This is a genomic window from Pilimelia anulata, assembly GCF_014647895.1.
GTDB lineage: Bacteria > Actinomycetota > Actinomycetes > Mycobacteriales > Micromonosporaceae > Pilimelia > Pilimelia anulata.
This window is the reverse complement of record NZ_BMQB01000002.1, coordinates 148,866-163,825: the sequence shown is the minus strand read 5'-3', so window position 1 is coordinate 163,825 and position 14,960 is coordinate 148,866. Positions and strand designations below refer to the sequence as shown.

Here is a 14,960-nt window from a genome sequence, read left to right as displayed (position 1 = left end):
GACAATTGAACCCTGCGGAAACAGGCGGGCGACGGACCGCCAGTGCGATCCGTCGCCCGCCGCATCGAGCATGCTGGATCACTGGGCGCACGCGCCCGGCGACCCGGTCGGCCGGTGGCGCTACTCCCCCGGCGTGGTCTTCGCGATCTGCATCAGGAACTCGATGTTGGTCTTGCTCTGCTTCAGCTTGTCCAGCAGCAGCTCGAGCGCGGCCTGCGAGTCCAGCGAGTGCAGCACCTTCCGGAGCTTGTGGATGATCACCAGCTCGTCGGACGCGAGCAGGATGTCCTCCTTGCGCGTACCCGACGGGTGGATGTCGATCGCCGGGAAGATCCGCTTGTCCGCGATCTTGCGGTCGAGCTTCAGCTCCGCGTTGCCCGTGCCCTTGAACTCCTCGAAGATGACGTTGTCCATCGCCGAGCCGGTCTCCACCAGCGCGGTCGCCAGGATGGTCAGCGAGCCGCCGTTCTCGATGTTGCGGGCGGCGCCGAGGAAGCGCTTCGGCGGGTACAGCGCCGTGGAGTCGATACCACCGGACAGGATCCGGCCGCTGGCCGGCGCCGCCAGGTTGTACGCCCGCCCCAGCCGGGTGATCGAGTCCAGCAGCACGACCACGTCGTGCCCCAGCTCGACCAGGCGCTTGGCCCGCTCGATCGCCAGCTCGGCGACCGTGGTGTGGTCCGACGGCGGCCGGTCGAAGGTGGAGGCGATGACCTCACCCTTCACCGAGCGCTGCATGTCGGTGACCTCTTCGGGCCGCTCGTCCACCAGCACCACCATGAGGTGGCACTCCGGGTTGTTGTGGGTGATCGCGTTGGCGAGCGCCTGGAGCACCATCGTCTTGCCCGCCTTGGGGGGCGAGACGATGAGGGCCCGCTGGCCCTTGCCGATCGGCATCGTCAGGTCGATGACCCGGGTCGTGAGCACGTGCGGCTCGGTCTCCAGCCGCAGCCGCTCCTGCGGGTACAGCGGGGTCAGCTTGTAGAACTCCGGCCGCCGCCGCGCCTCCTCCGGCTCCATCCCGTTGATGGTGTCCAGCCGGACCAGCGGGTTGTACTTGTCCCGCCGGTTGCTGCTGTCGCCGTCGCGGGTCGCCCGCACGGCGCCGGTGACCGCGTCGCCGCGGCGCAGGCCGTGCTTCTTGACCTGCGACATGGCCACGTACACGTCGTTGGCGCCGGACAGGTAGCCGGTCGTGCGGACGAACGCGTAGTTGTCCAGCACGTCGATGATGCCGGCGACCGGGACGAGCACGTCCTCGTCGCCGACCGGCGGCTCGCTGCCGCCGCCCTCGCGCTCGCCGCGGCGGCCGCGGCGGTCGCGGAAGCGGCTGCGCCGGTTGCGCCGGCCGCCGTTCTCGTCGTCGTCGTCCCGCTCGGCCCGCTCGCCGCCGCGGTCGCGTGACCGGTCGTTGCGATCGCGGTCGTTGCGGTCGCGGTCGGCGCGCTCCCCGCGGTCGCGGTCGTTGCGATCCCGGTCGTTGCGGTCGCGCTCGTTGCGGTCCCGGTCGCCGCGCTCGTTGCGGTCGCGGTCGTTGCGCTCGGCGCGCTCCCCGCGGTCGTTGCGGTCGCGCTCGGTGCGGTCGCGCTCGGTGCGGTCGCGCTCGGTGCGGTCGCCGCGGTCGCGGTCGCCGCGCTCGCGCGTCCGGCGGGTGCCCTCGGCGGCCTCGGCCTCGTCGGCGCGGCCCGCCTCGTCGCGGTTGCGCCGCCGGCGGCCGCCCTCGCGGGCCGGCGCGTCGGTCGCCGCCTCCGCCGCCGGCTCCGCGGCGACCTCGGCCCGGACGGCCTCCCGGCCGCTGTCGGCCGCTACCTCACGCTGGCGCGGCGTACCGCCCTGGCGCTCGGAGATGGCCGCGATCAGCTCGCTCTTGCGCATCCGGGCAGTGCCCGAGATGCCGAGCGACGTGGCCATACTCTGCAGCTCCGGCAGCAGCATCGCGGACAGGCCCGTACCGGACCGCCGCCGCCGCGTGGTGCCGGCCGCCTCGACCTGGGGGGCATCCGACGTGACGTCGGTGGTGTCGCTCAATGGATTCCTTCCCTCGGTGGGCCGGGGCCGACCTGGCTGGAACACGCCAGCACCGCTCGGGTGGCCTCGGTAGACCCCGCGCCCTGCGCGGCATACGCAAGTGCGGGGGTGGGGCACAGCCGCGCGGGTACCGACCCCCCCGGCCCGGTCGGGTGGGGGGAGGTGGTGCCCGCGTCTCCCGTACCGGGCCGCTACGCCTCCAGCGGCCGGGACGGACACTTTCGCCAACGGTCGTGCCGGAGCGAGTCCGGACCGGGGGCGAACGCCGCAGGTCAGCGACCCGTCAAGACGGTGGAACACAAGGCTGCTTGACGAGATGACGGATCGGCCGTCGAGATCGGGCTGGAGGCCCATCGAACGGGTCAACCCACTGAAGATCGCCAACTGCGCGAACTGTGCTTGCCGGAAGCGTAGTAAAACTCCGCTGGCTACGGCAAGCTACCTGCGGCTATGTGCCGTGCGGCGTGTCCAGCATACCCCGCCGCGCGACGCCGGGCACGGGCGCCCGCAACTTTCCCGTCCGTGCCTCGTTGCCCGCGACCGGCCGGCGTACGGTTCAGCCGGCGGAATCGGGCACCGGGGCGGCCCCGGCCGCGACGGCGCACTCCAGCCGCTTCCACTCCGGCCCGGGCTCGGCGGCCGGCGGCACCGGCGACAGCGCCAGCACGCTGGGCCCCGCCCCGCTGACCACAGCCGCCACACCCGCCGCGCGCAGCCGCCCGACCAGGGCGGCGGTGTCCGGCATGCCGGCCGCCCGGTACGGCTGGTGCAGCCGGTCCTCGGTCGCGGCGAACGCCAGCTCGGGCCGCTCGGTCAGCGCGTGCACCAGCAGCGCCGCCCGGCCGGCGGCGAACGCGGCGTCCCGGTGCGGGACGGCCGCCGGCAGCGCCGCCCGGGCGTGCGCGGTCAGCCCCTGGCCGGTCGGCACGTAGACGACCGGCTGCAGCTCCGGGTGCGGGGTCAGCCGGACCGCCCGGGCGCCGTCGGCCTCGGTCCAGGCGATCGTCAGCCCGCCGAGCAGGCAGGCGGCCACGTTGTCCGGGTGCCCCTCGATCTCGCTGGCCAGCCGCAGCAGCGCGGCGTCCGGCCAGCGCCGGGCGCCGCCGGCGACCAGCGCCCGGGCCAGCACCAGCCCGGCCACGATCGCCGCCGAGGAGGAGCCCATGCCGCGGGCCTGCGGGATCGCGTTGCGGCAGCGCACCGCCAGGCCCGGCGGGCGGACGCCGAGCGCGTCGAGCCCGGCGTACAGCGAGCGGACCACCAGGTGCCGCTCGTCGGCCGGCAGCGCCCCGGCGCCCTCGCCGGCCACCTCGACCCGCACGCCCGCGGCGTCCCCGGTGACCCGGGCGGTCACCTCGTCGTACACGTCCAGGGCGAGGCCGCACGCGTCGAAGCCCGGGCCGAGGTTGGCGCTGCTGGCCGGCGCGCGGACCGTCACGGGTTCGGACAGGAGAGTGGACACGTGATCAGGCTATCGGGTGATCATTCACGCGGCCGCCGGGTGGGCCGGCGCGGGCAGCCGGCGGGTCCCCAGCCGCCACAGGGCCGCGTACAGCAGGGTCACCGCGCCGCAGCCGGCGATCAGCCCGGTCACCGACACCGCGCCGAGCAGCGCGCCGACGACGAGCTGGCTGACCGAGATCGCCAGGGTGGCCAGCATCATGTCGGTGGCGATGACCCGGCCGCGCAGCCCGTCCGGGACCTCGTGCTGGAGGGCGAAGTTCGACGTCACCCAGTTCGCGCCGCCGGCCAGGTGCGCGAGGAAGACCAGGCCGAGGATCAGCGGGAACCAGCCGGCCGCGGCCACCCCGAGGTACGCCAGCCCGTACGTCGCCATGGACAGCCCGAGCACCGGCAGCAGCCACCGCCGGTGGGTGAGCACCGGGCGCATGAGCAGCGGCCCGATCAGCGCCCCGGCGCCGCGGACGGCGAACAGCAGCCCCGTCCCCCAGCCGCCGGTGCCGAACGCGAGCGCGAGCAGCGGGAACGTCGCCAGCACGCCGTTGCCCAGCCCGACCGCGGACTTCACCGTGACCAGCGCCCGGACCCGCGGGTTCGCGTTGATGTACCGCAGCGACTCGCGCACCGACGCGAACGTCCGGGTCGGCACGCTCGCCGGCTCGCGCGGCGCCTGCAGCGGCCGGCGGATCCCCCACAGCAGCGCCGCGGCCAGCGCGAGGCAGGCGAACGCGATGCCGAAGCTGACGTACGGCCCGACGGTGGTGGCCAGCACCCCGCCGAGCGAGGCGCCGACGATCGCCATCGTGCCCCAGGCCGAGCCGGCGATGGCGTTGGCGAGCGCCAGGTCGGCCGGGTCGACGACGTTGGGCAGGGCGGCGCCGGCGGCCGGCGAGTAGAACGCCTTGGCGATGGCGACGACCCCGGCGGCGGGCAGCGCGAGCCAGGCGGTCGCCGCGTCCCGGACGGCGAGCATGGCCAGCACGCCGACCAGCGCGGCGAGGTTGGCCAGCCGCATGATCGTGCGCCGGTCGTACCGGTCGGCGAACGAGCCGCCGACGGGCAGCAGCAGCGCGCCGGCGCCCGTCGAGGCGGCGAGGACGAGGGCGCCGAGCAGGCCACTGCCGGTCAGGGTCGGCAGCAGGACCAGGAGCGGGACCAGCACGAACCAGTCCGAGCCGAACAGCACCAGCTCGGCGGCGAACAGGCGGCGGAAGTCCCGGTTGCGGCGGAGCAGGCCCAGCACGGAGGAGGACGGGGGAAGGGGTGAAGACACCAGCGCACCTTACCCGCCGGAGCGGATTCAGCCCACCGGGTGACCGGCGCGCAGCAGCTCGCCGACCGTGACGAACCGGTACCCGCGGGCCCGCACCCGGCGGACCAGCTCGGGCAGCCCGCGCAGCGCGACCAGCCGGTCGGCCGGGCCGACGTCGTGGGCGAGCAGCACCGCGCCGGGCGCCACCCCCGCGGCGACGTGCGCGGCGTGCCCGGCCGGGTCGCCGGGGAACCGGGACTCGACCATCTGCCGGCTCCACAGCACGACCCGGTAGCCCAGCTCGCTCGCGGCGAGCAGGGTCGAGCCGCCGAGGTGCCCGTACGGCGGGCGGAACAGCCGCGGCGTCCGCCCGGTGGCGGCGGCGATCGCGTCGTGCGCTCGTTCCAGGTCGGCGCGGACGGCGCCGGCGTCCAGCCGGGCGAGGTCGTGGTGCCGCCACGAGTGGTTGCCGACCTCGTGCCGGTCCATCCGGCCGCGGACGACGCCGGCGTACCGGCGGGCGCGGTCGCCGACGAAGAAGAACGTGGCCGGCACGCCGAGCGCGTCGAGGGTGTCCAGGGTGAGCGTGGTCCAGTTCGGCTTCGGGCCGTCGTCGAAGGTCAGCGCCACCAGCTTGCGCTCGGTGCGGATCGACCAGAGCACGTCCAGCCGGTCGAGGCCGGGGTGCGCGCCGCGGCTCGCGGTGGTGGCCGACGCGGCGCCGCCGCGGATCGGCAGCGCGCGGTCCAGCAGGTCCGCCCCGCCGACCGCGCCGGCGCCGCCGCAGCCCGCCCCCAGCGCCAGCAGCCCGGCCCGGCGCAGCCAGCCCCGGCGGGTCGTGCCCGCCCCCGATTCCCCGTCCATGCCGCCCCCGTCGCCGCATCGCTCCCCACCGGTGCCGGTGGGGAGCGATGCTAACGAGCGCGGGCCACCCGGCGGACCGGGGAAATCGGGTATCCGACTCAGGCGAGGCCGAGGCGGGCGGCGATGGCGCCGGCGTCGTTCGGTACCGAGACCGGCTCCGGCGCGCTCTCCAGCGCCGACCCCGGGTCCTTCAGGCCGTTGCCGGTGACCGTGCAGACCACCCGCGCGCCGCGCGGCAGCCGGCCGTCGGCCGCCGTCTTGAGCAGCCCCGCGACGCTCGCCGCGCTGCCCAGCTCGACGAACACGCCGACCTCGCGGGCGAGCAGCGCGTACGCCGCGCGGATCTCGTCGTCGGTCACCGCGTCGATCAGCCCGCCCGACTCGTCCCGGGCCGCCGTGGCCAGGGTCCAGCTCGCCGGGTTGCCGATCCGGATCGCCGTGGCGATGGTCTCCGGGTCGCGGACCACCTCGCCGCGCACGATCGGCGCCGCCCCGGCGGCCTGGAAGCCGAACATCCGCGGCCGGCGGGTGGCGTGGCCGGCGGCGTGGTCCTCGCCGTACCCCAGCCAGTAGGCGCTGATGTTGCCCGCGTTGCCGACCGGGATGCAGTGCACGTCCGGGGCGTCGCCGAGGGCGGCGACGATCTCGAACGCGGCCGTCTTCTGGCCGTGCAGCCGGTCCGGGTTCACGGAGTTGACCAGCGTGACCGGGTACTCCAGCGCCAGCTTCGAGGCGACCGCCAGGCAGTCGTCGAAGTTGCCCTCGACCTCGACCAGCCGGGCGCCGTGCACGAGCGCCTGGGCCAGCTTGCCCATGGCGATCTTGCCGCGGGGCACCAGCACCGCGCAGGTGATCCCGGCCCGGGCCGCGTACGCCGCCGCCGACGCGCTCGTGTTGCCGGTCGAGGCGCAGATCACCGCCCGCGCTCCCGCGCCGACGGCCTTGGCCACCGCCACGGTCATCCCGCGGTCCTTGAAGGACCCGGTCGGGTTCGCCCCCTCGACCTTGAGCAGCACCTCCGCGCCCGTGCGCGCCGACAGGGCCGGCGCCGGCAGCAGCGGCGTGTTGCCCTCCAGCAGCGTCACCACCGGCGTGTCCGGCCCGACGGGCAGCCGGTCCCGGAACTCCTCGATCAGTCCCCGCCAGTTGCTCACAGCGCCTCCACCCGCAGCACGCTGACCACCGACCGGACCATCGGCAGCGCGCGCAGCTCCGAGATCGTCGCGGCCAGCGCGGCGTCGGGCGCGCGGTGGGTGACGATCACCAGCGACGCGTCGTCGTTGCGCCCGGCCTGCCGGACCGTCGCGATCGAGACGTCGTGCGTGGCGAACACCGCGGCCACCGTGGACAGCACGCCCGGCCGGTCGGCGACGTCGAGCCGCACGTGGTACCGGGTCAGCGCCTCGCCGATCGGCCGCGCCTTCAGGTCGGCGTACGCCGACTCGCTGGGCGCGCGCACCCCGGCCCGCCGGTTGCGGCACACCGCGACCAGGTCGCCGAGGACCGCGCTGGCCGTCGGGGCGCCGCCGGCGCCCTGCCCGTACAGCATCAGCTCGCCGGCCGCGGACGCCTCGACGAACACCGCGTTGAACGCGCCGTTCACCCCGGCCAGCGGGTGCGTCCGCGGGATCATCGCCGGGTACACCCGGACCGACACCGCGTCGTCCACCCGCTCGGCCAGGCAGAGCAGCTTGATCGTGCAGTTCATCTCGGCCGCGCTCGCCACGTCGGCGGCGGTGACCTCGGTGATCCCCTCGCGGTACACGTCCGCGGCGGTGACCCGGGAGTGGAACGCCAGCGACGCCAGGATCGCCGCCTTCGCCGCCGCGTCGAAGCCCTCGATGTCGGCGGTCGGGTCGGCCTCGGCGTACCCCAGCTCGGTGGCCCGCTCCAGCGCCTCGGCGAAGCCGGCGCCGGTGGCGTCCATCGCGGACAGGATGTAGTTGGTCGTGCCGTTGACGATGCCGGTCAGCCGGGTGATCGTGTCGCCGTGCAGCGACTCGCGCAGCGGGCGCAGCAGCGGGATCGCCCCGGCCACCGCGGCCTCGTAGTACAGGTCCGCGTCGCCCGCGGCGGCCGCCTCGTGCAGCGCGGCGCCGTCCTCGGCCAGCAGGGCCTTGTTCGCCGTCACCACGCTCTTGCCGGCCCGCAGCGCCGTGGTCAGCCAGCCGCGCACCGGGTCGATCCCGCCGATCACCTCGATGACGACGTCGATGTCGTCCCGGGTGATCAGCTCGGCCGGGTCGGTGGTGAACAGCGCCGGGTCCACCGGCAGGTCGCCGCGGTCGCGCCCGATCCGGCGCACGGCGATGCCGGCCAGCTCGATCGGTACGCCGATCCGCGCGGTCAGGTCCGCCGACTGCTCGTGCAGCAGCCGGACCACCTCGGTACCGACCGTGCCGCAGCCGAGCAGGGCCACCCGCAGCGGCCGGTCGCCGCCCGGCGCGCTCATCCGACGTCCAGCCGGAGGAGGTCCTCCTCGGTCTCGCGGCGCACGATCAGCCGCGCGCCCGCCTCGTCCACGGCCACGACCGCCGCCCGCGGCACGTGGTTGTAGTTGCTCGCCATGCTGCGACAATAGGCGCCCGTCCCCGGTACGGCGACGAGGTCTCCCGGCCGGATGTCCGTCGGCAGGAACTCGTCCTGCACGACGATGTCGCCGCTCTCGCAGTGCTTGCCGACGATCCGGGTCAGCAGCGGGCCCGCGGTCGACCGGCGCGAGGCGAGCGTGGCCGAGTAGGAGGCGCCGTACAGCGCCGTGCGGATGTTGTCGCTCATCCCGCCGTCCACCGACACGTACGTGCGCAGGCCGTCGACGTCCTTGACCGTGCCCACCCCGTACAGGGTCAGCATCGCCGGGCCGATCAGCGCCCGGCCCGGCTCGATCGACAGCCGCGGCTCGCGCAGCCCGCGGGCCCGGCACTCGTCGGTGACGATCGAGCGCAGCCGCTCGGCCAGCTCCTTGGCCGGCGCCGGGTCGTCCTGGCTGGTGTACGCGATGCCGAAGCCGCCGCCCAGGTCCAGCTCGGGCAGCTCGGCGCCGCGCGCGTCCCGGATCTGCGCCTGCAGGCCGAGGATGCGCCGCGCGGCCACCTCGAAGCCGGACGCGTCGAAGATCTGCGAGCCGATGTGCGAGTGCAGCCCGGCCAGCTCCAGCACCCCGTCGTCCAGGATCCGCAGCGCGGCCTCCAGCGCGGCGCCGCTGGCCAGCGACAGGCCGAACTTCTGGTCCTCGTGCGCGGTCGCGATGAACTCGTGGGTGTGCGCCTCGACGCCGCAGGTCACCCGCAGCAGCACCCGCTGCCGGACGCCGCGCTCGCGGGCCAGCGCGGTCAGCCGCTCGATCTCGTGGAACGAGTCGACGATGATCCGCCCCACCCCGGCGTCGACCGCCCGGGCCAGCTCGTTGGTCGACTTGTTGTTGCCGTGCAGGCCCAGCCTCGCCGGCGGGAACCCGGCCGACAGCGCCACCGCCAGCTCGCCGCCGGTGCACACGTCCAGGTGCAGGCCGCACTCGTCCACCCAGCGGGCCACCGCCCGGGACAGGAACGCCTTGCCGGCGTAGAACACGTCGGCGTCGGCGAACGCCTCGGCGAAGTCGCGGCAGCGGGCGGTGAAGTCGGCCACGTCCAGGACGAACAGCGGCGTGCCGAACTCGGCCGCCAGCGCGCTCACCCGGTGCCCGGCGACGGCCAGCTCGCCGTCGTCGCCGCGGGCGACCGACCGCGACCACAGCCGCGGCAGCAGCGCGTTGACGTCGGCCGGCGGGCGCAGCCACTCCGGCCCCCGGTGCCCGATCTCCTGGTGCAGCGCACCCGCCTCGTGCGCGCGCCCGCTCATCGTCCGGCTCCGAAAATCACGATGCCCACCTCAATAGCTCCTCGACATGGTCCACGGCCCCGGGCGGGGGGTGGTCCGCGCCGCCGCCGGGCCCCGCTACATGCGGTCCGGTGCCGACACGCCCAACAGGTCGAGGCCGTTGGCGATTACCGTACGGGTCGCCTCGACCAGCCACAGCCGCGCCCTGTGCAGATCCGTCGCCGGCTCGTCGCCGCGGGGCAGGATCCGGCACGCGTCGGTCGACTGGAACCGGTGGTAGTCGGCGGCCAGCTCCTCCAGGTACCGGGCCACCCGGTGCGGCTCGCGCAGCTCGGCGGCCGTGGCGACCACCGCCGGGAACTCGCCCAGGCTCTTGAGCAGGACGTTCTCCCGCTCGTGCGCCAGCAGCGCCGGTTGCAGCCCCGCGCCGCGGTCCAGGCCCAGCTCGGCGGCGTTGCGCAGGACCGAGCAGCAGCGGGCGTGCGCGTACCGGACGTAGTGCACCGGGTTGTCGTTCGCCGCCCGGGTGATCTCCTCGATGTCCAGCGTCAGCGGCGAGTCGGTCGACGAGCGGGCCAGCGAGTACCGGGCGGCGTCCACGCCGACGGCCTCGACGATCTCGTCCAGCGTGATCAGCGTCCCGGCGCGCTTGGACAGCCGGACCGGCTCGCCCCCGCGCAGCAGGCTCACGAGCTGCCCGATCAGCACCTCGATGTTCGCCGCCGGGTCGTCCCCGGCGCAGGCGGCGATCGCCCGCAGCCGGCCGATGTACCCGTGGTGGTCGGCGCCGAGCAGGTAGATGCACCGGTCGTAGCCGCGGCCGCGCTTGTCCAGGTAGTAGGCGGCGTCGGCGGCGAAGTACGTCTTCTCCCCGTTGGACCGGATCAGCACCCGGTCCTTGTCGTCGCCGAAGTCGGTGGTGCGCAGCCAGACCGCGCCCTCGTGGTCGTACACGTGGCCCTGCGCCCGCAGCGTGGCCAGCGCCCGCTCGACGGCGCCGCCGGCGTGCAGCGTGCGCTCGGAGAACCAGACGTCGAAGTGCACGCCGAACCGCTCCAGGCTGGCCCGCATATCGGCGAGCATGACCCGGTACCCCTCGTCCCGGAACACCGCGAGCGCGGCGTCGGCGGGCCCGTCCAGCAGCCCCGGGTGGGCGGCGACCAGCCGGGCCGCGACGTCGGCGACGTACCCGCCGGCGTACCCCTCGTCGGGCGCCGGCCGCCCGGTCGCCGCCGCGTACAGCGACTCGGCGAACCGCTCGACCTGCAGGCCGGCGTCGTTGGTGTAGTGCTCGCTGTCGACCCGGGCGCCCGCGGCGGTCAGGATCCGGCGCAGCGCGTCGCCGACCGCGGCCCACCTGGTGTGCCCGAGGTGCACGGGGCCGGTGGGGTTGGCGGAGACGAACTCCAGGTTGATCCGCTCGCCGCCCAGCCGCTCCGACCGCCCGTACGCCGGCCCGGCCTCGACCACGACCCGGGCCAGCTCGCCCGCGGCGGCGGCGTCGAGCCGGATGTTGAGGAAGCCCGGCCCGGCGATCTCCACCGACTTGATGCCGGGCGCGGCGCCCAGCCGCTCGGCCAGGGCACCGGCCAGCTCGCGCGGGGCCACGCCGACCCGCTTGGCGACCTGGAGGGCGAGCGTGGAGGCGTAGTCGCCGTGCTCCGGGTTGCGCGGTCGCTCGACCGCCGTGGTCGCCGGCAGGGCGGCCGGGTCGAGGCCGCGGGCGGCGAAGACGTCACGGACGGCGGCGAGCACGGTCTCGGCGAGCTGGTCGGGAGTCACTTCCGTATGCTACCGAGCCGGTCGAGCCCGTTACCGGACCGGCCCGAGCGCCGGAATCGGGGGTTTTCGCAGCGGGCCGGGGCACCCGGGGAACCGGGGTACTATCGGCCGTCGGTGGGCCCGGCGGCCCCGGCGGGGTCCTGCCCGTCCGGTGGCCGGCCCGACAGGCACCGCCCGGCGGCGGCCGGGCGGCGGGCGCACCCCGAGCCGCGGCGCGGTGAACCGAAATCCCGACGGATGACGAGGCACGATGAGCATCAGCAGCACCGGTGACAGCCAGCGCGACCCGTCGGTGGTCCGCACGGGCGGGGCGAAAGCGGGCGCCGGCAGGCCGGGCGGGAAGGCCGGGCAGGGCAAGCCGGGCGGCAAGGGCGCCGGGCGGCCGGGCGGCAAGGGCCCGCGGAAGCCGATCAAGCCGGTCAAGGTCGCGGGCGACCGGCCCTGGGGGCCGATCCTGCTGTTCTCCCTCGTCGGGCTGCTCGCCGTCGGCATCGTCGCGTTCGGCGTGGTGGCCGTGGTGCGCAACGACAGCGAGGTCACCGCCGACGACATCAAGGGCCTGTCCAACTTCCGCAAGACGGACCCGAAGCTGGTGCAGGGCGGCGACCACAAGACCGGCCCGATCAAGTACGACGTCCTGCCGCCGGTCGCCGGCCCGCACAACGCCCGCTGGCAGAACTGCGTCGGCGAGGTCTTCGACGCGCCGATCGCCAACGAGCACGTCGTGCACAGCCTGGAGCACGGCGCGGTGTGGATCACGTACCGGCCGGACGTCGCCAAGGACCAGGTCGACAAGCTGGCCGCGAAGGTGCGCAACCGGGACCGGATGATCCTGTCGCCGTTCCCGAACCTCAGCGCGCCGATCTCGCTCCAGGCGTGGGGGTACCAGCTCAAGCTCGACTCCGCCGACGACGAGCGGGTCAACCAGTTCATCAAGGCGTTCCGCAAGAACGCCGCGGTGGAGAACGTGCCGTGCTCCGAGGGCGTCACCTCGACCGGTACGACGCCGATCGACCTGCCGCAGGGCACCCCGGCCGGCTGATCGCGATGACGGACGCCGACGGCGGCACCGACACGGCGGTCGCGGAGCCGACCGCCGCCGAGCCGGACCCCGCCGCCGCCGGCGCCGCGCCGCGCGGCGGGTGGCTGCGCAGCACGCCGGCGCTGGCGCTGCTGCTGGTCCTGGGCGTCCTGCTGGGTGCCGGCGGGCTCTGGCTGGCGACCACGCTGCGCACCCCCGGCGAGCACTCGGCCGAGGCCGGCTTCGCCCGGGACATGGACAACCACCACGCGCAGGCCATCGAGATGTCCCTGATCGCGTTCCGCGAGACCGGCGACGACGAGGTGCGGTCGTTCGCGGTGGACATGGCGATGGCGCAGCTCACCGAGACCGGGATGATGCAGGCGTGGCTGCGCGAGTGGGGCGTGTCGCCGACCTCGACGGACCCGCCGATGTCCTGGATGCCGCCCGCCGAACGGCACCTCACCGCGGACGGGCAGATGCCCGGCATGGCCAGCGACGCCGACCTGACCCGGCTGCGCGCGGCCACCGGCCGGGAGCTGGACGTGCTGTTCCTCCAGCTCATGATCCGGCACCACCTCGGCGGCGTGCACATGCTGGACGGGGTACTCGAGCGCACCGACGACGCCGAGGTCGCCCGGGCGGCCGGCACGATGCGCGGCGTGCAGGACGCCGAGGTGAAGAACCTCACCCGGCTGCTCACCCGCCTCGGCGGCACCCCGCTGCCGGCGCACTAGCGCCCCGGCTCACACCAGGCGGCGGTCGGCGGCCCAGCGGGACAGCTCGTGCCGGTTCGACATCTGGAGCTTGCGCAGCACGCTGGACACGTGCGTCTCGACCGTCTTGACCGAGATGAACAGCTCCTTGGCGATCTCCTTGTACGCGTACCCGCGGGCCAGCAGCCGCAGCACCTCGCGCTCGCGGTTGGTCAGCCGGTCCAGCTCCGGGTCGGCCGCGGCGGGGTCGACCCGCCCGGCGAACGCGTCCAGCACGAACCCGGCCAGCCGCGGGCTGAACACCGCGTCCCCCTCGGCGACCCGGCGGACCGCGTCCACCAGGTCGTCGCCGGAGATCGACTTGGTGACGTACCCGCGGGCGCCGGCGCGGATCACCCCGATCACGTCCTCGGCGGCGTCGGACACCGACAGCGCCAGGAACCGGACGTCCGGCAGCGCCGCGTGCAGCGCGGCGAGCACCGCCGCGCCGCCGCCGTCGGGCAGGTGGACGTCCAGCAGCACCACGTCCGGCGCGGCCCGCGGAATGCCGGCGACGGCCTCGGCGACCGTGCCCGCCTGCCCCACCACCTCGACCCGCCCGGCCAGCTCGGCCACCACACCGGCGCGGAACATGGCGTGGTCGTCGACCAGGTACACCCGCAGCATCACTCCCCCTCGTCCCCGGCCGCGGCCGGCGCGGTGTGCGGCAGCCGCAGCCGCACCTCGGTCCCGTCGCCCGGCGCGCTGCGCACCTCGGCGCCACCGCCGTGCCGGCGCATCCGCCCGATGATCGACCCCTGTACCCCGTGCCGGTCGTCCGGTACCCCACCCGGGTCGAAGCCGCGGCCGCGGTCCCGGACGAACACGCTCAGCTCGTCCGGCTCCACCTCCGCGTACAGCGACACCGTCGGCACGCCCGCGTGCCGGGCGGCGTTCACCAGCGCCTCCCGGGTCGCCGCGACCAGCGCGGCCACCGCGTCGTCCACCGCGGCGTCGCCGACCACCACGGCCTCGACGCCGATGCCGTACGTGTCCTCCACCTCGGCCGCGAGCGCCTCCAGCGCCGCGCCGAACCGCTCGGCCGGCGACCCGGCGGGCCGGTAGAGCCAGTTGCGCAGCGCCCGCTCCTGCCCGCGGGCCAGCCGCCGGACCGTACCGGGGTCGTCGGCGTTGCGCAGGATCAGCGCGAGCGTGTGCAGCACCCGGTCGTGCACCATCGCGGCGAACTCGGCCCGCTCCTGCTCCCGGATCCGCCCGGCCTGCTCGGCCCGCAGCCGGTCGAACAGCCGCCACAGCGTCGGCGCGGCGACCAGCGCCACCCCGGCCACGCCGACCAGCGCGAACAGGATCCCGCCGAGCACGGTCAGCACGTCGAACCGCCCGACCGGCGCGTACACGGCGACCACGCCGATCAGCCCCGCGGCCACCAGCACGGCCCCGCCGACGAAGCGCAGCGCGACCAGCCGCCGGTCCGACTCCTGCACCACCACGCCGAGCCACGGCGCGCCGGGCACGGCCGCCCGCCACTGCCGCCGCTGCTCCCGGTCGGTCTGGTGCCAGATCATCCCCGCCCCGCCGACGATCACGGCGACGAGGATCGCGGCGATGAGGTTGAGCTGCGGCACCTCCCCCACGAGCTGCGCGCCGACGATCGCCGCGCCGATCACCAGGAACGGCACCAGCCGGGCCAGCGACCGCGCCTCGCCGACCGTCCCGTCGGCGGCCCGCTCGGGCAGCATGGCCCAGAACGCGGCGTACAGGATGAGGCCGAGCCCGCTGAACGCGACCAGCACGACGAACGCCGCACGGACGGCCACCCGGGGGACGCCGAGGTGCGCGGCGATGCCCGCGGCGACGCCGACGACGAGGTACCCGTCGCGGGAGCGCGCCAGCCGCGGCACGTCGATGCCGACCGTGTCGATGACCGCCTCCCCTCGCCGGTGCCGTCGTCTTCTATCTGGCGTCGTTCTCGCTGCTGTTGTCCGCGCTGCTGTGCTGTTCGTCGTGCCCGGTCGGC

At 75.2% G+C, this 14,960-nt stretch carries 12 protein-coding genes; 2 read left to right on the top strand and 10 right to left on the bottom strand.

What is annotated here, in order from left to right; all coding sequences use genetic code 11:
- Nucleotides 1-120: 120 nt before the first annotated feature.
- The 8 genes from rho to argS form a co-directional block, all read right to left on the bottom strand.
- Complete coding sequence (gene rho, locus IEY94_RS05530; RefSeq protein ID WP_189168963.1) at nt 121-2,028, bottom strand: transcription termination factor Rho; 1,908 nt, start codon at nt 2,026-2,028, stop codon at nt 121-123.
- A 556-nt stretch (nt 2,029-2,584) separates the two neighbouring features.
- The gene (gene thrB, locus IEY94_RS05525) at nt 2,585-3,490 is read right to left on the bottom strand and encodes a homoserine kinase (RefSeq protein WP_189168962.1); all 906 of its coding nucleotides are present in this window, start codon (nt 3,488-3,490) and stop codon (nt 2,585-2,587) included.
- 24 nt (nt 3,491-3,514) lie between these two features.
- Complete coding sequence (locus tag IEY94_RS05520) at nt 3,515-4,762, bottom strand: MFS transporter (RefSeq protein WP_189168961.1); 1,248 nt, start codon at nt 4,760-4,762, stop codon at nt 3,515-3,517.
- Nucleotides 4,763-4,789: 27 nt separating this feature from the next.
- Nucleotides 4,790-5,605, bottom strand: a complete 816-nt coding sequence (locus IEY94_RS05515; RefSeq protein WP_189168960.1) for a polysaccharide deacetylase family protein — start codon at nt 5,603-5,605, stop codon at nt 4,790-4,792.
- A 98-nt stretch (nt 5,606-5,703) separates the two neighbouring features.
- A complete protein-coding gene (gene thrC, locus IEY94_RS05510; protein WP_189168959.1) occupies nt 5,704-6,759 on the bottom strand; it encodes a threonine synthase in 1,056 nt (351 codons plus the stop codon).
- Nucleotides 6,756-8,030 (bottom strand): homoserine dehydrogenase, encoded by a 1,275-nt coding sequence (locus tag IEY94_RS05505; RefSeq protein ID WP_189169345.1) that lies wholly within the window; start codon nt 8,028-8,030, stop codon nt 6,756-6,758. The genes thrC and IEY94_RS05505 overlap by 4 nt, the downstream gene beginning before the upstream one ends.
- Before the next feature lie 23 nt (nt 8,031-8,053).
- Entirely contained in the window at nt 8,054-9,445 is a 1,392-nt protein-coding gene (lysA, locus tag IEY94_RS05500) for a diaminopimelate decarboxylase (RefSeq protein ID WP_189168958.1), read from the bottom strand.
- A gap of 96 nt (nt 9,446-9,541) precedes the next feature.
- Nucleotides 9,542-11,206: an arginine--tRNA ligase gene (argS, locus tag IEY94_RS05495; protein ID WP_189168957.1), complete on the bottom strand. Its 1,665-nt coding sequence runs from the start codon at nt 11,204-11,206 to the stop codon at nt 9,542-9,544.
- A gap of 250 nt (nt 11,207-11,456) precedes the next feature.
- Here argS and IEY94_RS05490 point away from each other — a divergent pair, with 250 nt between their 5' ends.
- Both IEY94_RS05490 and IEY94_RS05485 read left to right on the top strand, forming a co-directional pair.
- Complete coding sequence (locus IEY94_RS05490; RefSeq protein ID WP_189168956.1) at nt 11,457-12,248, top strand: thioredoxin-like domain-containing protein; 792 nt, start codon at nt 11,457-11,459, stop codon at nt 12,246-12,248.
- Complete coding sequence (locus tag IEY94_RS05485; RefSeq protein ID WP_229783353.1) at nt 12,179-12,964, top strand: DUF305 domain-containing protein; 786 nt, start codon at nt 12,179-12,181, stop codon at nt 12,962-12,964. Before IEY94_RS05490 ends, IEY94_RS05485 begins: the two co-directional genes overlap by 70 nt.
- A 9-nt stretch (nt 12,965-12,973) precedes the next feature.
- On the opposite strand, the gene IEY94_RS05480 is transcribed toward IEY94_RS05485, so the two are convergent.
- Both IEY94_RS05480 and IEY94_RS05475 read right to left on the bottom strand, forming a co-directional pair.
- The gene (locus tag IEY94_RS05480; RefSeq protein ID WP_189168954.1) at nt 12,974-13,609 is read right to left on the bottom strand and encodes a LuxR C-terminal-related transcriptional regulator; all 636 of its coding nucleotides are present in this window, start codon (nt 13,607-13,609) and stop codon (nt 12,974-12,976) included.
- Nucleotides 13,609-14,850, bottom strand: a complete 1,242-nt coding sequence (locus IEY94_RS05475; protein ID WP_189169344.1) for an ATP-binding protein — start codon at nt 14,848-14,850, stop codon at nt 13,609-13,611. The genes IEY94_RS05480 and IEY94_RS05475 overlap by 1 nt, the downstream gene beginning before the upstream one ends.
- Nucleotides 14,851-14,960: the final 110 nt, after the last annotated feature.

What these genes read in the sequence shown, in the direction of transcription:
- IEY94_RS05515 (WP_189168960.1), bottom strand. Translation starts at nt 5,605, where the DNA reads ATGGACGGGGAATCGGGGGCGGGCACGACCCGCCGGGGCTGGCTGCGC.
- lysA (WP_189168958.1), bottom strand. Translation starts at nt 9,445, where the DNA reads ATGAGCGGGCGCGCGCACGAGGCGGGTGCGCTGCACCAGGAGATCGGG.
- IEY94_RS05490 (WP_189168956.1), top strand. Translation starts at nt 11,457, where the DNA reads ATGAGCATCAGCAGCACCGGTGACAGCCAGCGCGACCCGTCGGTGGTC.
- IEY94_RS05480 (WP_189168954.1), bottom strand. Translation starts at nt 13,609, where the DNA reads ATGCTGCGGGTGTACCTGGTCGACGACCACGCCATGTTCCGCGCCGGT.